This is a genomic window from Acidobacteriota bacterium (assembly GCA_040752915.1).
GTDB lineage: Bacteria > Acidobacteriota > UBA4820 > UBA4820 > DSQY01 > JBFLVU01.
The window spans coordinates 24,188-43,764 of sequence record JBFMHB010000002.1; the positions used below are offsets into that span (position 1 = coordinate 24,188).

Annotated in this window: 6 protein-coding genes; all 6 read right to left on the bottom strand. The window is 66.9% G+C overall.

Annotation, left to right across the window (positions count from 1 at the left end; all coding sequences use genetic code 11):
* Positions 1 to 23 precede the first annotated feature (23 nt).
* Complete coding sequence (locus AB1824_00920) at positions 24 to 2,231, bottom strand: hypothetical protein (GenBank protein ID MEW5763510.1); 2,208 nt, start codon at positions 2,229 to 2,231, stop codon at positions 24 to 26.
* Between the two features lie 185 nt (positions 2,232 to 2,416).
* Positions 2,417 to 5,314: a M28 family peptidase gene (locus AB1824_00925; protein ID MEW5763511.1), complete on the bottom strand. Its 2,898-nt coding sequence runs from the start codon at positions 5,312 to 5,314 to the stop codon at positions 2,417 to 2,419.
* Between the two features lie 37 nt (positions 5,315 to 5,351).
* Positions 5,352 to 10,013 carry a proprotein convertase P-domain-containing protein gene (locus AB1824_00930; GenBank protein MEW5763512.1) on the bottom strand — a complete coding sequence of 1,554 codons (4,662 nt, stop codon included), beginning with the start codon at positions 10,011 to 10,013 and terminating at the stop codon, positions 5,352 to 5,354.
* A gap of 325 nt (positions 10,014 to 10,338) precedes the next feature.
* A complete protein-coding gene (locus AB1824_00935; GenBank protein MEW5763513.1) occupies positions 10,339 to 13,797 on the bottom strand; it encodes a M6 family metalloprotease domain-containing protein in 3,459 nt (1,152 codons plus the stop codon).
* 156 nt (positions 13,798 to 13,953) lie between these two features.
* Positions 13,954 to 17,157 (bottom strand): hypothetical protein, encoded by a 3,204-nt coding sequence (locus AB1824_00940; protein ID MEW5763514.1) that lies wholly within the window; start codon positions 17,155 to 17,157, stop codon positions 13,954 to 13,956.
* A 21-nt stretch (positions 17,158 to 17,178) separates the two neighbouring features.
* Entirely contained in the window at positions 17,179 to 19,335 is a 2,157-nt protein-coding gene (locus tag AB1824_00945) for a hypothetical protein (protein MEW5763515.1), read from the bottom strand.
* Positions 19,336 to 19,577: the final 242 nt, after the last annotated feature.

The window sequence follows — 19,577 nt, forward strand, 5'->3', positions numbered from 1 at the left end:
CGATCTTCCCGGTCGGAGAACCCTCAGGGGCACGTGCTCGTTGTGTCGATCAGGCTGTTTCCGCACAGCCCCGAAGCGCTCGTGCTCCGCTGGCTCTCCACTCCGCCGACGCGCTTGAGCCCCCAGGAACTCTCCATGGGGCCCGAATCGCCCACGATGATCCAGAAGGTGTTCCCCGAGGGCGGGGTCCAGGAGGAGCCGCTGGTGATGCCGCACACGGAGCCGGTCCAGCCATAGGTGGACACGCTCGAGAGGGGGCCGTAGTACAGGTTGTAGGAGGGGGCCGGACAGGTCGTGGAGTCGAAGGTCACCGTGATGTCCGACCCTGACTTGACCCCGCGCGCGGGCGAGGTGCCTCCCCGCCCGTCGGGCGCCGGGGCCACGGAGCAGGTCTGGATGGTCACGGCGTGCCCCGCCGAGGTGCCCGAGCACCCCGAGCCGTTGGTATAGGAGACCGTGTAGGTTCCGCTCTCCGTGGCCGTGTAGGCGGCGCTGTTCGTCCCCACGGGGTTCCCGTTTTTTCTCCACTGGTACGAGGACATCCCGCTTTCCGTGCTCAGAGCCACCGTGGTGGCCGGGCAGGTGTTGGTGGAGTCCCCCGTGATCGTGGGGGTGGCGGGCTGGTAGGCGTCGGTGCCCGACACCGTGGACGTGGACGCCTCCTCGCCGCAGGTGTTGATGTACTTCACCGAATAATCGTAGGCCGTGTTGTTCGTGCCGCCCGTGTCCACCCAGGAGGTGGCGCCGTAGGCGATGTAGCCCGAGGCGTCGGTGGCGCCGCGGAAGACGCGATAGCCCCGATCGGGGCTGGAAAGGCCCTCGTCCCCCCAGGCCGTGGGAGCGGCCGCCCAGGTGATCCGGGCGCCGTCGTCGGCGCAGATCCCGTTCTCGTCCGTGACGGACGGGGCGGACAATCCGGAGGGCACGTCGCAACAAGGCGTCGCGGAGCAGGATCCTCCGCTCTCCCAGGCCGCCACCTTAACGTCGTCCACCATCCAGTAATACCCGTAGTGGCCCAGGTACCGGAAGCGAACGCGGACGTCGGAGTGGCCCGCGGCCAGGTCGCTGAGGTCCAGGACCACGGGAACGGACTCGCCGGGATCGGCTTCCGGCGGGAACCCCCCGGCGGGAGGATTCCCCACGCTCACGCGCCAGGTCTCCACCGTCTGCCACGTGGTTCCCCCGTCGGTGCTCACGTCCACGAACGCCGACTCCTCGTGGCCCGTTTGGAACGCCCAGAGAAAAGAACGGAAGGTCAGGTCCACGGAAACGGCGTCCGTGCAATCCAGGGACGGCGAGACCAGGCTGTCTTCCTGGATTCCCCCCTCCCCGTAGTGGTCCGAGTCCAGAATCTCCACGTACCCGCTCATGCCCTCGGGGAGGGGACGCTCGGCCGGATTGGCGGTGGTCCAGGTCTGGCCCGCGTCTCCACCGTCCTCGAGGCTCCAGCCCGTCGGGGGATCGTCTTCGGAGAAGTCCTCCTCGAGCAGGTACGCAGCCGGGGACCCCACCGGAATGACGAAGGTCTCCTGCCAGGACCCCTGTTCGCAAGTCATCGTCACCGTGAAGGACATGCGCGCGCCGCAGGGAACGTCTCGGCCGATGTCGACGGTGAACGAAGCGTCCTCCGGCTGGAAAAACAGGGTGGTATCGTAGGCCTCCACCGTGTCGAGCGAAACGGAGGAGGGGGTGACGGTCACCCCGGACGTGGAGGTGGACACCGCGACCTGAGCGGCGGTGGCATCCGTTCCCCCCCGGTTGAGGATCCTCAAGGTCAGATCAAGGGTCTCCCCCGGGCCGGCCAACCCGTCTCCGGGACTTGAATCGCAGGAGTCCATCCACCAATGGGAAGCGACCTCCAGCCGGGCGCAGTCCAGCGTGAACAGGTGGTACTGCCCCCCGTCGTCTTCCGTGGTGGTTCCATCCTGGTTGCTGGAAGTGACCGAGAAGAGGTACGTGTCGCAGGGCAAATCCGTGAGCGTGATGGAATGGGACGTGCCCGCTTCCTCTACTTCCACATAAGAGCCCAGGGCGCGGGTGGGACCGAAATCCACGCGGCTGTCGGCGGCCTCGTTGGTCGTCCAGGTCACCGTGGCCGTGGTATCCGTGATTTCGCTGACCTGCACGTCCGTGATGACCGGCCCCGCCCACAAGGCGGACGAAAGGGCCGCAATCCACACCGCGACCGAGAAAAGCCCCGCCCGGGTTCCCCGTCTTTTTGCCCTACCCATGGACACCCCTCCCCCGCCCCGCCGGGGCGACTCGAAGGTGCTGCACGGGAACAAGATAGCCCCGGACGGGGCGGAGGGCTACTCGAAGGGACCTCGGGCTCGGCGGGCTCGCGTGAAATGTGCGTGGGCTCACGGACTTGCACGCGACCAGAGCAGGCTCCGTGCCGGCCGGACGCCCAGGCGCCTCACGGACAGGCGGTTGCGGTGCTCTTGGCGGTGAAGCCGCACTGGTTGGAGGCGGCGGGGTGGCGCTCACTCCCCGCCGAGTCCCTTCCCCAGTGACTTTCCATGGCCTCCCCGTCGGTTCCCACGAGGACCCACCAGATGAAGGCCTCCCCCACGGGCACGGAGGGAGAGGTCCACGCATAGGTCCCCGAGGGCCCCATCCCGCAGACGGCGCCCGAAAGCGCACAGGCCGACAGACCGCTGGCCACGCCCCAGTAAAGGTTGTAGTCCGGGCTCGCGCAGGTGAAGACGTCCCACGCGATGTCCACCTGGCTTCCGTCCCCATTGGCTTTTGAGGCCCTCGCCGCCGTTCCGGTCACCCACCGGCCGTCGGGCACCGGCTTGACCGCGGCAGTCCCCCCCGCGGCGGCGCACGGCTCCACGCTCTCCGCCTCGACGCGCACGTTGTCCACCATCCAGTACCACTCGTAGCTCCCGTTGTAGTACCGGAAGCGCACCTGGGCGTCGGAGGCCCCCGCCGCGCGGCTCGTCAGGTCGAGCGTCTCGTGCTCCGGATTCGCCGTGCTCGCCCCCGTCCACCGGCCCACGTTCTGCCAGGCCCCCGACGTCCGGCTCGACCGGACGTCCACGTCGCACACCTCGCTCTCGTACCGGTAGAAGTAGTGGTCGAACTCCAGCGTCACCGACGTGGCCGCCGATAGGTCCAGCACCGGCGTGATCAACTGCTCGTCTTGTGTCGCCCCCGTTCCCGCCTCGTCGCTGTCCACGATGGCGAAGGGATCCGTGATGGGCGCCGTGGCGTTTCTCCCCCCGGGGTTCGACGTCGTCCACGTGGAGGCCGCGCCCCCTCCCGATCCGCCGTCCACCACCGTCCACGTCCCGGGGATCCCCGACCCGAAGTCCTCGTCCAGCGCCGTGAAACTCGAGTGGCTGCCGGTGGGGGTGCCGGAACGGACGAGGAGGTTCCCGTCCTCCTGACCGGTCCCGCCGTCCACGGCCCGAACCACGTAATGGTACGTTGTCCCAAGGGCCAGGCCCGCCGCGTCCCGGAAGGCCGTCGCCACGATCCCCCTGGCGATGCGGGTCGAGGCATCGGGGACGAATCCCGCGGAGGTGGACCGGTACACGTTGTAGGTCACCGAACTTCCGCAATACGAGGCGGCCGCTTCCCAAGACAGGTCCAGGGAGCAGGTCGCCTCTCCAGGGTTCACCACGGAGGACAGGCCCGAAAAGGAGGGGGGCTCGGTGCAGGGCCCCGTGGTCACCGCTTCGGCGCAGTCGCTCGGGGCCGAAAGGCAGTGGCCGGTGGCGTCCAGGGCCTGGATCCGGTAGGCGTAGGGGACGCCTCCCGAGGCCCCTTCGTCCGTTAAGGCCGCGGAGGCCGTTTCGCCGAGAACCAGGGCCTCCTCCCCGGATGCGCACCCCCCCCTCGTCCGGAGGACCCGGTAGGTCAGGCCACCTCCCCCAGGGGTCCAGGCCACCTCGACGCGGTTCTCTCCGGCCGGCGTCGCCGAAACGCCGGTGGGAACGGCGGGCGGTCCGCACAGGGGGTCCGCCAGGTGGGCCAGGGTGGCCACGTAGGCCTTCACGGCCGAGTAGAAGAAGCCGGGCGATCCGCAGTTCGCCCGGGTGTCGTTGGACGTGTGGTAGTAGGGATAGTGGCCGGCGTGGCTGCAGTATCCCTCGTTGTCCGTGATCCCGCAGACGGCCGACCACCCTTTCTGCCAGAAGGGATAGTGGTCGCTGGCCGTCAGGCTCGCGCAGGAGAAGGCATCCACCGGACAGCCGGTGGCATACGCCGAAGCGCAGTCCGCAAACAGGAGTCCGAGCCACTGGGAAGACGCGTTGTAATTGAGGTCCAGGTTTTCCGCCGCGGGAGAGCCATCCCCCTGCCAGCCGATCATGTCCGCGTTGAGGACCGCCTGGATTTGCTCTCCGCGGGCCTGGGCGTCGTCGGCGTACGCCGCGCTCCCGTACAGGCCCTGCTCCTCCCCCGTGCAGGCGATGAACTTGACGGTATTGGCGAAGGCGTAGGGCGCCATGGCCCGGGCCGCGGCGGTGACGACGGCCGCACCGCTGGCGTTGTCGTCCGCCCCGGGGGCGGCCCCCGAGGAGGGCATGTCATCCAGGTGGCCGATCACGATGTAGACGCGTTCCGGATTCGTCCTCCCGGTAAGGGTCCCGATGACGTTCGGCGCGTAGCCCGCGCGGTAATCCTGGAGCGACGGGCTCAGGCCCCATTCGGCGAACTCGTCGAAGACGCCCTGGACCGCGGTCTGGCACCCGGAACTCAGGGAGTGCCGGGTGGTGTAGGTATTCGGGAACCGGCCGCCGATGACCGCGTCCCATGCGCCCGAAAGGGTGGAAGGGTCCAGGGAGTCCACGAGGGACTGGACGAGAGGCTTGGGCGTGACGGCCAGCGGCTCTCCCCGTCTCTGCCTTTCTGCGTACTCCGGCGGAGGCGGATCTGGAAGCGCAAGCGGGCGAAAATCCAGGATCTGGAAGAACCAGCGGGGAGACTGGACGCATTCCTCGGGGACATCCCCCTCGAAGCGGAGGAACGCGAGATTCTCTTCGAACCGGAGGACTTCGCCGCACGCTCTCTGGAAATCGGGCGACCATCCATCCCTCAACCCCGCCACCGCGTAGGTGGCGCCCTCTTCCCGGTGATCCAGGATTTCGGCATCGTATCCGAGACGGCGGAGGGTGTCCTCCGGGCCCGCTCCGTCCGCCAGGGCCAGAAAGCCCGACTCGTACTCGTAAACCAGTTGGACTCCCGCGGAGAGCAGGAGGGCGCGGTCCTCCACGGTGCGCCGTTCGATGCGGAGGATCTCCGCGGCGGCCGTCCCCGGCGGTGCCCACAGAATCAAGCCCAATGCCAGGGCCGGCCACTTCATGTCCTCGCCCCTCCTATCCTGGATGCCCTCCCACCCCCTACGGGCAGGCGCCCGTGGGATCGATGTGGCGCGGGCCGGCGGATGCGCTTCCGGGGTGACCGTCCCCCCCGGGATTCCAGCCGGTGACGAGGTACCAGAGGACTCCTCCCGGGGCCGCCGCGGGATCGTCTGAAAGACCCGTGGCTTCTGGCAATCCGAGGTTGTCCAGGCGTTTGCAGGAATCCAGGCCGCCGTCGAGCAGGGCCGAGAGGTCCGCGAGGACGCCTCGGTAGAGGTGGTAGTGATAGGCTTCTGTGTTGGAGCCCCATTCCAGGGTCGAATCGTCGGTCCACTTCATGTGGGTGGCCGGAGTGCCCGCGGTTTCGCCGGGGGCCGCGGCGGGCACGCAGGCGCTCATGGCGCACCCTCCGGGAGCGGTGTAGGTGACCCGAACGTTGTCCACCATCCAGTACCACTCGTAGCTCCCGTTGTAGTACCGGAACCGCACCTGCGCGTCGGAGGCCCCCGCCGCGCGGCTCGTCAGGTCCAGGGTCTCGTGCTCCGGATTCGCCGTGCTCGCCCCCGTCCACCGGCCCACGTTCTGCCAGGCCCCCGACGTCCGGCTCGACCGGACGTCCACGTCGCACACCTCGCTCTCGTACCGGTAGAAGTAGTGGTCAAACTCCAGCGTCACCGTCGTGGCCGCCGATAGGTCCAGCACCGGCGTGATCAACTGCTCGTCTTGTGTCACCCCCCAGCCCGCCTCGTCGCTGTCCACGATGGCGAAGGGATCCGTGATGGGCGCCGTGGCGTTTCTCCCCCCGGGGTTCGACGTCGTCCACGTGGAGGCCGCGCCCCCTCCAGATCCGCCGTCCACCACCGTCCACGTCCCGGGGATCCCCGACCCGAAGTCCTCGTCCAGCGCCGTTCCGGACCCTGGTACGGGCTGGCCCAGCATCACGGAGAAGGTGTCGTCCCAGGCGCCCTGGTTCGAGACCAGGTGCAGGGAGAAAGTCGCCGACGTACCGCAGGAGACCGAGGGGTCCGCGAAGACCCGGAAGTGGGGCGGATCGGAGGCGCGCTCCTCCCCGGAGGGAATGTCGGAATAGGATGCCGAATCGACCAGCACGAGGATGCCCGGCGTCGAGGTGGAGAGGCTCCCCAGGACCGCCGTGGCGCCGGAGGTTCCCACGTTTTCCGCCGTCACGGCAAGGATGGCCTCCTCCCCCGCGTCCCAGACGCCGTCTCCGCCTCCTCCCCCCGAGCCGGTGCAGGCGTCCGTCAGGAGGTGGGAGGCGTAGGCCAGTTCGGCCCCACAGGACTGGGCGGGGAAGGTGAAGCTCAGGCTCCAGGAATCGATGGTTCCCGTGTCCGAACCTGCGTCGTCCACGACCTTCAGGCCCCAGTTCCCCGCCGCCACCTGGCCGTCGAAGGCCGACAGGGAGCCCTCGGGACGGAAGGTGCCTGTGAAGGGAGCCGTCCCCCCCGTGATGGACGAGGAGGCCTCGTCGTCCAGGACCGTCTCCGTGAAGTTCTCGCCCGAGCCGCCGTTGTCGGTGGAGAGTTCGACCTGGGTGCCCTGGGGGCTCACGAGATAGATGTCCAGATCGCCGTCGTAGGTGTGGGTGATGGAGTGGATGGTCACGTTCACGTCCACGATGACCTTGTCGTCGGGCACGGACAGGACCGAGGTCACCCCTGCCGGGTTCGCGTCGGGAATGGCCAGCCCCGGGGTCTCGGTGCGCGTGTAGGTGGGCGCGCTCGTGACGCCCGTCGTAAAGGCGTAGTAGGCGCCCCCGTTGTCGTCGGAAGAGGAGTTGCCGGCGGGGTCCGCCGAATCCACGGCGTAGTAGTAGCCCCGGCAGGCTTCCAGGGCGCTCAGCGTCACCGAGTGAGCCGTCCCGTACGCCGCGTCGGACCCCGTGGAGGAAGGCGGGACGGATGTGCCGTACCGCACGCGCGAGTCGGCGGGCTCGTCCGTGGTCCATGTGACGGTCACGTTTTGGCCGCTCACGGAAGCCGAGACGTCGGAGATGACCGGGGCCCGGCAGTCCCCGGAGGCCGTTCCGTCCACGTCGACGTTCGGGGTCCCGCAGTAGTCCGCGTCCACGTAGCGCACGGTCAGGGTGGCTCCGTCGGTCATGCGGACCTCGGAGGGACCGGGTGTGGACGAATCCGTGGTGGCGACGGTGCCCGTGTAGACAGCCGACCCCGGTGGAGTATTGGACAGGGTGAAGCTCTTGTGGCTTCCGTCGGCGGTGGACCAGGCTTCCACCGCAAGGGTGGCGGGCGAGCCGGGGACGTTCGAATCCACTACGGTCACCCCCACGGAGTCCGTGCACCGGACGACCGCCTTGGACAGGGACACGGATCCCGCGCAGGGCATGGGGGTCACCGTCGCGCAGGCGCTCATGGCGCTCACGCAGGAATCGCTTGCGGTCGCGGCCTGCACGCGGTAGAAGTAGGTGATCCCGTTGACAACGGTCGTGTCCGTGTAGGCGAGGGAGGGGGCGTTCACCGTGGCCACCTTGGTGAACCCCGCGTCGCAGTTCATCTCGTTCCGGTAGATGAAATAGCGCGTCGCGTTCGGCCCGCCGGAGGTCCAGGTCAGGAGCGCCGAATCGCTCCCCGCGGCCACCGAAGCCGTGGGAACGGTCAGGGAAGGACAGGAGGTCTGGTTCTGGTTGGTGGCGTCGCCCGCGGACCCGCAGGCGATTCCGTGGCGGGCGAGGCTGGAGTAGATCGCCGCCGCGTGGGGCGTCCCGTTGGCCGTCCCGTCCCCGTCGTCGTCGAAGGCCCTCATGGTCGAATACAGGCTCCCCCCGTTGCAGCCGTTGGAGGTCGGGGGCGTGCAGGTGTACATGTTGCCCAGAGTGGGCATGCTCGAATAGAAGAGGCGGTCCGCGAGCTGCCAGGCCGTGGGAAGGTCCAGGCCGCACAGGGCCGGCAGATCCCGGTTCACGAAGTCCCACAGGGCCTGGGTGGAGAGGCCCGATTCGCAGTGGTCCTCCCATCCGCAAGGCCCGTTGTAGGAGCCCGACCCGCCGCAGTTCCAAACGCCGCCGGACCCCTGATTTTGCGGGGTCCACGGCGTCTGGGAGGCGTGCATCATGTAGTCCGCGTCCCGGATCCCCGAACAACCCGTGCAGGCGTCCCCGTAGCCGTCGCAGTTCCCGCTCGTGAAAGCGCCGCGGCCGGTGCAGGAATCGTGGAGCTGCAGGGTCGCGGTCCAGTCGGCGCGCGTCTCCACGGGCGGGCTGTCTCCCCCCGAACCGTCGTAGTCGTCCATGCTGTGGCCCCACTCGTGGAGCGACACCCCGGGGATCTCTCCCAGGTTCCAGCACCCCGCGGCGGCCTTGTAGAAATTCAGCGTTCCGCCCCCGGAGGTTGCGTTGCACCAGGCGTTCTGATTCACGTTCACGTTCATGTGGCTCGAGTTCAGCCAGGTGTTTCCCGGCATGTAGGTCCTGGCTTTGATATTGATGTTGGTGAGGTGGTAGTACTGGATCTTGGCCGACCACGTGTTGCCGGGACCTCCGGGATTGGGGCTGGGCACTCCGCAGTCCGTGCCCACGCTCTGGCCGTAGTCCGCGTCGCCCGTCGTGGTCGACAGGCTCGTGGACCCGCACGAGTCGTTGATCCAGGTGTATTTCCCCTGGGTGAGATCCACGGTGGCCGAATCGCCCGGGAAGAGCCCGCCCACGTCCGCGTAATCGTTGGGTGCCGGCAAATTGGTCCGGACGAAGGGAAAGGGCCGGTCGGAGGGGTTGTTGTGGTTGTCGCCCGGATAGACCACGCCGTGGACCCGGCCGTAGCGGTTGGCATCGACAAAGCGGACGATCTCCCCCGAATGGGCGTCCACGAGAGCTTCCCACATGCCCACCACACCGGGGCGCCGGAACGAGAGCCGGTAGCAAAGGACGTGGTCGAGGCCCGCTCCCACCTCTCCCTCGTAGCGGTTTGGATCGGCTCCCCGAGGCAGGACGGGGATCAGGAGCAGGGAGCCCGTGTCGAGAATTTCGTCCTTTTCTCTCGGGAAATCCTGGAGGTACCCGGCCAGAATCTGCCAGGCGGTCTCCAGGCTGAGGGCGGGCCGCGGGTCCGTCCGGACGGCGGCCACCTTCTCGGTGACCACCTGGATCAGGTTTCCGTTGTTGATCCGGAAACGGATGACCGCCCCCTCCACCGGCACGCCCGCGACGACCTGCTGGAAGTTGGCGTAGGCCATGTGGCCCGCCGCCCCCAGGCCGTCCCGGATCGGCACGAACTGGGACGGATCGACCTGGAAGAGATCCCGGTGGCGCCAGAGGAATTCGAGGGCCAGGGACTCGACGGTGCCGGCGGGCAGGCACTCGGGGTCGGGGCAGGCCATGCCCCATTCCGCCGGGTCCAGATCGTTCGCCGGCCCCGGAATGAAGGGTATGGCCCCGCCTTCCAAGAGAGAGGGAACGCCGCGACGCAGGTCCATCCACGCGCGCCACTGGCCCCCCGCCTCCGCGCGCAGGGCTCGCAACCCCTCCGCCTGGGCGGCGGCGCCCTCCAGGAGATCCGCATCCGCCTGGATTTCCACCACCCGAAGCTCGGGCCGGACGGTGGTCAAATGGTCGAAGGGATGGAGCGGCTCCTTGGCCCTCTGGCTCCACGTGGCGATCGAAACCACGGCGAACCCGGCGAGAAGCGCAACGACTGTAAGGCAGGACCGTCTGATGGTGGCGCGCATGAGTCCCCTCCCCGCGAGGCTGCAGGTTCAGCCAGAGAGGGCCCACACGCTATGCGGAACGAGAATCCCACCCAGAGGCCCCCGCCCCTCGTAACCCGACAGCTCCGTATAGGATTCTGGTGCCTCCTGGCGAAGATGTCAAGTTCTTGAAACAATAGAGGTTACTCCGTTCTCAGCATCCTGTCCGGGCAGGAGGGACGCCCCCGCACGCCTGTCCCCCCCATGAAGACCGATGCGGCAAAGCCGAAAGGGCGGCCCCGAAAGGCCGCCCTTGCTTCCCGATTTCCGCGAACCGAGGCCCGCCTCGTTCCGCCTCCGCAACTTCTTACGGCATGCCGTCGCAGTAGGAATCGGCGGCGCGGGCCACGCCTTCCGACGTGGTTCCCAGGGAGCCCTCGGCGCCCGTCCCGTTGTCGGCCGTGACGAGGAAATACAAAACCGATGGCGTGGAGGTGAGGCCCGCCTCCAGGTCCACATCGCCCACCTGGAGGAGTTCTCCCGCATCCGTCCAGGAGGACCAGAGGCATTCCTTCTTGCCGACGGAGGCGTCGGTCACCTGGAAGGCGGTGGTCACCGGCGAGGAGGACACGTAGAGCTGGTAGTGGTAGGCCCCCACGTCCTCGAACTCGAGATCCACGAGGCTCCCGTCCTTGGCGGCTTTGAGGTGGTGGGAGGCGTCGTCGGAGACCTCGGCGGGGGGCGGGCAGAGGGACCAGGTGACGGACGTGGCGGAGGCGTCCTCCGTGTAGCCCGAGCAGCCGTACCCGGTGACCCGGCAGGTGTAGGAGTGGGCGGCCGCCGAGGAGAAGACCGGGCTGTACGTGGAGCCGGTGGCCCCGGAGACGGGGACACCGTCTTCGATCCACTGGTAGGAAAGGGGAGCCGTGCCTCCCGTGGCGGAGGCGGTGAGGGTCACCGGAACCCCCAGGCAGGGCGAAAGGGGGCCCTCGGGAGCGACCGTAACGGACGAGGGGTTCGTGCAGGCGCATCCGTCCTTTTCGTTGATGAGGATCCGGATGTCGTCCACGTACCAGCCCTCGGTCCCCGTGCAGCCCGACCAGCACGTGTAGGTGTACACCACGAACTTGAACCGGAACTGGGTGGCCCCGGCGTAGGCGCTCAGGGGCACGGCCAGTTCGCCCCAGGTCAGGTCTCCCGCGTCGAGGTAGAAGGATTCGTTCCGGACCCAGGTCGTCCCCCCGTCGGTGGAGATCCACACCCGGGCGCGGCTGTAGCCCGGACAGGGAATGGCGGCCGCGTGCCAAAAGCGCAGTTCTTTGAGGACGGTGCCCGAGGGGACGGCGATATTGGGACTGATCCAGGATTCCTCGGGGTTCGTGTAGCAGACGTCGGGGGAGGCCTCGGGCGTGTGGTAGCTGTGGGTGGCGCTGTGGGCGCGATCGGTGGACCAGATCCAGTCCCCGTGGCCGAGGGCCGTGGTGCAGGCGCTCACGCTCCGGGCCGTGGTCCCCGCCCAGCCGTTGGGGTAAGCCTCGGCGTCGTCGGAGAAGAGGAGGTCCTTGTCGGTGGCCTTGGCGAAGGTCCCCGAAACGGGGGAGATGTTGCCGCCCGTGAGCGTGTACGAGAAGGTGATGCTCCGGTCCGCGTACCCCGCCGGATCGCAGGCCAGCGTCACCAGGAAACTGCGCTGGGCCGTGGCCCCCGAGGCGATGTCCCCGAGAAAGACGGTGGGATTGGCGAGGGTCACGGCGGAGGCCGGGATGTCGCTGTCGGCGGCCACCCCCAAGGAGAGATAGACGGCCGTGGCGGTCTGGCCCGCGCAGGAGGAGTTGAGGGCGCTCACGGTGAGGGTGACGGTCTCCCCGTTGTCGATGTACCCGTCGCCGTCGCCCGAGAGGTCCAGGACCGTGCTTCCGGCGTAATCCACGTGGGGCCCCGACACGGACCCGTAGACGTACCCGATGCTCGAGGTCTCGGCCCCGATGCAGCGCACGTCCATCAGGCCCGAGGTGGTCTCGTTGTTGAGGGCGTTGTTGGGATCCGTCGTGGAGGTGAATTCGGAAGCCCCGTCCTCGTAGGAGAAGGCGGCCCCCGCCGTGCTCGAGTTGAGGCCGTCGGCGGTGGTCGTGTTCCACCCCTTGCGCTCCACGTTGGCGGCATACGGCGGGTCGTCGCGGAACCCGTTCACATCCCGGTGCCAGACGAGAAGGCCGAACTCGGGCAGGTAGGGCTCGTAGTAGCCCACGGGCGCGCGGTTCTCAAAGACGAACCACTCGCTGGAGTCGTTGGGGCAGACGGCCCGGTGCATGACGTTGTCCTGGGCCGCTCCCGAGAGGGCGTCGATGCGGTAGGCCCCTGGATGATGGCTTCCGCCGGAGTACAGGTCCGTCACGTCTGCGGTGAAGATCCACCCGTAGCTGTCCGAGGCGTTCTGCAGTTCGATGTCGAACTTGAGGGGCGTCCCCATGTGAGAGGGGTTCGTGCCCGATTTGACCCCGTTGTAAGAGCCGTTGTCCATGAGGTCCCACTCGCCCGCCACGGTGGCGTCGTAGTCGTAGTCGTAGAGGTCGGGGCCGCCGAGGGTGTGGAAGCCCTCGTGGGCGTAGACCCCCACGCCGAACCACTTGTCCGTGACGGCGGGCGGGCTCACGCCGCGGTTGAGGGCCGGCTCGAATTCGGGATTGATGGAATACGTATGCCCCCGAGGGACAGACTTCCCGTCCACGGTGACGGCCGTGTCGATGTTCCACTGGTGAGACCAGATGTGATTCAGGGGATCGGTCACCCCGTCGCAAGATTCTCCGTAGTGCTCCTGGCCTTCCCTCGCGTGGATGACGAAGATCATGAGTTCGGCGTCGGAGATCGTGCCGTCGCCGTTCGTGTCGTACCGCGCGTAATCCACGTCGGGCTCGGCGGCCTTGATGGCCCATTCGATGAGATCCTTGATGTTGTTCACGCTGTCGCTGCTGCAAAACCCCATCTTGTACTTGTCCTCCCCCCAGTAGGCCATGGTCTGGGGGTTGATGTACCAGCCGTCGTTGACCACGGTGCCCGAGCCGGCCCCGTTTTGGGCCACCGTCACGTCCCACTGGAACTGTCCGTAGGAGACCTCGTCGTAGTAGTGGTTGAGGCCGCCGGGGATGGCCGGGTCCCCGAAGAGGTCCTGCCAGGCGGAGGCATCGTTGGGGCGGCCCGGGATGGGCTCGTAGCCGGGCTCGCCCGCGATGGGCGTATTCGGCCCCGTGGTGTGGCGGCTCGCCGTGTCGGCGAAGTCCACGAGGATCACGAGGACAGGGAGGCTCAGGGGCGTCGGGTTTACGGCCAGGGGCTCCTCGCCGGGGGCCGGGGGCAACCGGTCCGCCCGCGTTCCGAAGCCGCATTCCAGGAACCGCCGCTTCACCGACCCGTCGTTTTCCGGGCGCAGGGGGATCTTCAGGTCCGATGGGTCCATGCGGGGACGGATGTGCCGGGGCCATCCCTCGGGAACCGCGTCCCGCCCCGCCCGCAGCCGCGAGGGAGACAGGGCCTCAAGGCCCCCCGTCGCCGGATCGGCGTACACCCAGAAACCCTCCCCGTCCCGGACCAGGGTAAAGCCGTCCTCGGATTCGAAGAAGCAGAGGCGCTCGTCCCCCACCATCCGGACCACCACCGGCGTCCCGTCGGGCTGGAACCTCACGTGGGGCTTGGGGTAGGCCTTCACGGCCCAGACCGCCACCGAGGCCGACAGGGCGCCCGCGGCCGCCGCCGCGAGCGCAAAGTTCTTCCAGGACAAGGATTCACGGAAAAAGGACCGGCCACGCTCCTTCGGACGCACGTTCCCCATGACGCCCTCCCACTTGCAGACTATTTGCGGAAGGGCCCCTGAACGTCACGGGGGATTCTCTGGCTGGGGATCGCTCCCAACGGGGGTGTGGACGCGAAGAAGAAAGAGGCGGGCCAAGGCCCGCCCCTTTTCTCCGGTGTTGGACCGACCAGAGCCCTACGGGCAGGTGCTCACCGTGCTCTTAGCGGTGAAGCCGCACTGATTGGAGGCGGCAGGGTGGCGCTCGTTCCCGGCCGAGTCCCTGCCCCATGAGCTTTCCATCACGGAGGCGTCCGAACCGACGAGGACCCACCAGACGAAGTCCTCCCCCTCCGGGATGGCCGGGGCTGACCAGCTGTAGCTTCCCGTCGGTCCCATGCCGCAGGAGCTTCCCGAAAGGGAGTAAGAGGAAAGGCCTCCTTCCGTTCCCCAGTAGACGTTGTAGGCGGGGCTTACGCAGGTGGAGACGTCCCAAGTAAGGTCCACCGTCCTCCCGTCCTGAGACGTCTTGGCGGCCATCATCGGTGTCCCCGTGACCCACCTCCCGTCGGGGACGGGCTTGACCGACGTGGTGCTCCCGGATGTGGAGCAGGGGGTGTTTGTCTGCACGTGCGACACGACGATTTCGTCCACGTACCAGCCCTCGTAGGTCAGGGATCCATCCGTCGAGAAATTCCATCGCACGAGGATTGTCTGGCCGTTGTAGGCCGAGAGCGTCACGCTGTACTGCGTCCAGGTGAGGTTCGTGCCCGTATAGCAGGGTAGATTGTTGTCGTATCCGCAGGCGTCGCTCGTGTTCCGAAAGGTGTCTGGATAGGCCGGCGCCGGCGTCAGTTGGGTCCAACTGGAGCCTCCGTCGCTGGACACCTCCACAACGCCGCCGTCGTAACGGCTTTCGATCTCATAGGCCGTCCAATACGTCATGCGGGAAAGCTGACCCGCCGTGAGGGTCAGGGGAGGGGTCCGGAGCGCGCCGCAAGAGCTGTCCGCGTACCCAGAGTGGTACGCGCTGGCACCTCCGTGGACCCGCGCCGCGGTGGTGTGCCAGGTTCCGGTGAGAGTCATGGCCGGATCGCCCACCTCCGCCCCCGCCTGCCAGGTGGAGTCTCCGATGCTCCCCACGGGAACCGCGGAACGCCGAACGAGATTCGAATCCTCGACCCCATTGGCGTCATCTACGGCCCTCACGACGTAGTAGTAGGTCGTCCCGCTTACGAGGCCCATGGCATCATGAAAAGACGTCCCCAGGACCCCTGTCGCAATCATGCTCCCAGTCCCCGGAATGAAGCCCGAGTCGGTGGATCGGTAGATGTTGAAGGTCACCTCCCCACCGCACTGGGCGGACGCCGCGCTCCATTGGAGATCCAGGGAACAGGGAGACGCCGAGCCGGAGGTAACGGCGGACAGGCCTGCAAACATGGGGGCTAGGGTGCATACCCCCTCGGCCGTTTCCGAAGCGCAAGAACTCTGGGCCGACTGGCAACGGCCCGTCGCGTCCACACCCACCACGTGATAAGCGTACGAGGTTCCTCCCGAAACCTCAGTGTCCGTGTAGGAGGTTGACGTGAGCCCTTCGGCCAACAGGGTCCAGGCCAGCGGCGCGGGCGAGCAGGTGGAGCCCTGTGCCCGATACAGGCTGTACGTGGCGGCCGCTGGGGAACCTCCCGCCCAGGACAGGTCGATTCGGTTGTCTCCGTTGGCGATGGCCTGGAGCGATGAGGGCGCTCCCGGGTCCTCGCATCCGCACTCGTCGAAGCGAAAGGAGGCCACCCGCGTGGCGCTGCTCCCGGACTCCATGTACTCGGAAAAGAACCAAAACGTGCACTCATCCACGGGATCAACGCCTATGCCCGCGTAGTCACCCCATCTATCGTACGTCGTCTGGGAGGAGACCCCGTCGATGATCCGGTGTTCGTAGTAGGGCATGGTTCCCAGGGGGTCCGTGCTGAGCCGACCCGCATAATAGAGAGACGGGTAATAAGGGGTGCTGCTTCCCGTTCGGGTGTAACCCACGGCGATGTTCCCACTGCCATCCATGGCGGCGCTCGCGACGGACCGATGCACCCCCGGTTCGCCTCCGAGGGTCCCTTCCTGATACAGGTACCAGGAGGATCCCTCCTTCCGGAGCTCGAACCACCTCACCGCCGCGTGATCCGTCCCGTCCACGTCCACCGCAAAGGCTCCAACCAGCGTTTCGTGCGAGCCGAAGTTTCTGTATTGGAGAGGGAAGTGGAGCGGCTCCCGAATGGGGTCGATGGCCTGCGTGGTTCCCGGCTGGGGCATACAGTCCCAGTTTCCCGACGTTCCGCAAAGGGTGTGATCCCAGTCCGTCATCTGGATGCTGGGTAATTGAGTGACGAAGGAATTGGCCGGTGTGGCCCAGTCCACGAAGACCTCGCGCATTTCCATCAGGTCGCATCCCGCGCACGTACCTCCGTGGATCTCGGTGTCCACGGGGCGCAAGAAGAGGCCCCTGGCCCCGGAAGGCGGGGGATTAGGCCCCTCGTGGCCAGCGGGAAGGAAAAGCTGGAAGCCCCACCCCGCAAGGTCCGGAAGCGAGAACTTCTGCATCGTCGCCGGTTGGCCGGTCAGCATCTTGGAGCGTTCCATCGCAAAAACGTCGCGCGTCGTGGACGTGCCCGCGTTTACGCCCACAAGGTAAGCTCCGTCGTCGAAAGCCCCGTCCCCATCCTCGTCCAGAGGCCAGACACCGTACTTGGGGTAATCCGGCACGCTCGAATAACCGGCGTTGAAGGTGTAGGCGTACCATGCGCCCGTCGGGTCCGGGGTCTGGGACACGTAAACGCAGAAGTAACTTCCCGTTCCGGAGAATTCACTGATGACCCACCGGTCGGCCAATTGGTCGTAAAGGACGATGGGGTCGCAGTACCCGTTGTTGCAGGGGGAGGTCGAGGAGAGGCTCTCCATGGTAAAAGAAGTGTCGAATACTCCGTTCTTGTCGAAGACCCATACCGTTGAGTTTGCCGCGTTCACGCCTTGAACGACGTGATCCGGCCCGACGTCCCCCGTGCAGTCCGGGGGATAGGATCCGTAGTCCGCCCCCTCCACGTTGACGATCGGTGTGTCAAAGGCACTTGGCGCCGGGATGGGAGCCTGGCGCTGCCATTCCACAAGGCGGTCTTCGACGGGGGGGACCACGACCTCCGGCCCAAGAAAGCCCTGCTCGTCTCTCCGCTTCATCTCCAGTCCGTACAGACCTTCGACCGGAGCCAGGGGCGGAAGGTCCCTGACGCGGGGGCTGAGGGTGGGAAAAACCGGGCCCACCACCTGGGTTGCCCCTGCAATCCGCTCCTGCGCCCAGCCCGGCAAGACCGGTGAAACGAAGAGTATAACGAACGTCAAGATTGCCAGGCGCCTCATAGGATCCTCCCCTTCCCCACTTTACAGGTTTCGACTCTCCAGTAACAGCCGAGAGGCACTTCGAACGTACTTGTTTTCCGACCGGGCCAAACGGGAAAGCGCCTGACCGTCCAGGGTCTCGAGGAGAGCTTCCGCCCAGGCGAGGACGTCCACTTCCGCATACTGACGCCGGATAGTCTCCGCTCCAGAAACCGCCTTGCCCTGGAAGGCCTCCATTTTCCCAGGTCTACGCCCCCACAGAGTGCGGTCCAGAAAAACACGATCCTCGGGGCCCGAGACACGCAGAGTCAGGACCTGCACCCAGGCGCGTGCCCGGGGGGGAGGGTAGGGCGTGGCCCCATCCCTGGAATACCTAACGTCCTGCCAGCGGCTTCTGTAGGAGAGATCCAATCGTCCCAGGACCTCCTCCAAGAGTGGATCGGCCAACATGCGCTGGAGGGGTACGAGCCTCGACACCGACTCGCCTTCTTTTCGGAGTTCCAGGATTCTCCTTGCCGCATCGTCGGGAGAGACCGGTCCCGAGGGATCGCCCATCCACTTTCGGAGGAGGCCCGTATCCTCGATTCGGGAGAGTGCGGCGGCCCGAACGGCGGGGTCGCCATCAGTCCTGGCGGTGTCCTCAAGGACCTCCGGGTCCGAGCATTCAAGCACACCTTCCATGCGTCGTTCCGGATCAGCCTGCCGGTGCAGCCACCCTCTCAGTCCGCCGATCTCGTCCAACCGCCTGATGGCCGCGACACGAACATCCACATCCGGGTCCATCGAGGCGATCCGGCCCAGCCGATCCAGGTTCCTGATCCGGTCGGCCGCTGCCCGCCGCACGACCCAGTCCGCGTCAGATTCTGAGACCCGGCCGATGACCTTCTCGTCGTTGATTCTCCGCAAGGCCGCCAGCCGGACGTGCGGGCTGGCATCCTGGAACAGTACCAGCGCAAGAGATTCCTCCGAAACCAGCCGGCTCGCAGCAATGGCGCGCACATTCGGAGACGGATCGGTGGAGGCGGCCGTCCGAAAGAGACTCTGGTCATCCGAGACTTGGAGGAGGGCGGCGGAACGGACCTCCGGGGACGGGTCGTTGCGAGCGGCCGTTGCGAGGACCGCCTCTTCCCGGATGCGCCGGATGGCAGAAGCCCTTACCCGGGGGCTGGCATCTCTCCGAAAAACCTCCACGAGGGACTTGGCGTCGGAGATTCGTGAGACGGCCCGCGCCCGGACCTCCGGTTCGGAGTCCGAGTAGGCGATTTCCAGGAGAAGCTCCGGCAGATCCAACTGCCCCACGGCCGCTGCCCGAACCCTTCCGTCCGCGTCGGATCGGGCCAAATGGGCCCGTGTCTCCTGAGAACGAAGGCCCTCCGCCGCCGCTGCTCGAACCAGGGGATCTTCGTCCGCGACGGCCACGGAACTGAGGAAAACCTGGTCGTCAATCCGGCGGACGGCTTCCCTTCGAACGACGGCGCTCGCATCCTTCCGGACCAGGACCTTCAGAACCTCCTCCGTCGGAAGCAGCTCCACGGCCTGACGTCGAGTCTCCGGATCGGGGTGGTCCGCGACCACGTGATCCAAGGCGCCCAATTCTCGAAGCCGCCGAAGAGCGAGGGCCTTCGTCTCCCGATCTTGGCTGCGGTCCAGGAGCACCTTGAGGTGGTCGGGGTTTGACAACCTGGCGATTGCGAGCATTTTGGGCCGTGATTCGACTTCTTGGAGGACGGCGAGGCGGAGAAAGGAAGGATTTGAAAGGCCTTTGACGGCCGCCTGTCGAACCTCCACCTCAGGATCCGAGACCGCCGCGTGAAAGCGCGCCTCCTCCGAAAGGAGCCTTTCCACGGCGTTTCGGCGAACCACCCAATCGGGATCTCCAAGGGCCGTCTGTTCCAAAAGGGCCTGATCCTGGACCCGGTCAATCGCTTCCGCCCTGAGGAACCAATCGCCCTCCCGAAGAATGTCCTCCAGAAAGACCGGATCGTGGAGGCGCCGAATGGCTTCCATCCTCGCCCCTTTGCTCGATGCGCATCGGGCCACCCGCCAGAGATCTTCCTGATCCTTGAGTTGCAAGACGGCGGCTACAGCCTCCATTTCGTCCTGGCTTTGAACGGCAACCGACAAGAGGCCCGAGGGGGAGCCCTCGGGGATCACCTCTCCCCCGAGGCCATTGGCGTTCGATCCGACCACGGGCGGCATCACCTTCTCGCAAGGTTCAGAAGCCTGAGAGGCCGCTGTCCACCCAAGCATCAGTCCTGTGCCCCATAGGACCATCAGGGGTAACGTGGAGAACACGATCCCGATCCTCCCACCCCACTGAGCACCCCGGTTCACCATGCCTCCGCCCGCCTTCCCCAACACCCGCCCCCCTCCCTCTGGGCGACCTCCCACGCGCCTGGCCGCCGGCGGCTCGAGCAGATTGCAGCAATCCGCGTCAAAAG

Excerpts from the sequence above, each read along its gene's own strand:
- AB1824_00930 (MEW5763512.1), bottom strand. The coding sequence starts at position 10,013 with ATGCGCGCCACCATCAGACGGTCCTGCCTTACAGTCGTTGCGCTTCTC.
- AB1824_00940 (MEW5763514.1), bottom strand. The coding sequence starts at position 17,157 with ATGAGGCGCCTGGCAATCTTGACGTTCGTTATACTCTTCGTTTCACCG.
- AB1824_00920 (MEW5763510.1), bottom strand. The coding sequence starts at position 2,231 with ATGGGTAGGGCAAAAAGACGGGGAACCCGGGCGGGGCTTTTCTCGGTC.
- AB1824_00945 (MEW5763515.1), bottom strand. The coding sequence starts at position 19,335 with ATGCCGCCCGTGGTCGGATCGAACGCCAATGGCCTCGGGGGAGAGGTG.
- AB1824_00935 (MEW5763513.1), bottom strand. The coding sequence starts at position 13,797 with ATGGGGAACGTGCGTCCGAAGGAGCGTGGCCGGTCCTTTTTCCGTGAA.
- AB1824_00925 (MEW5763511.1), bottom strand. The coding sequence starts at position 5,314 with ATGAAGTGGCCGGCCCTGGCATTGGGCTTGATTCTGTGGGCACCGCCG.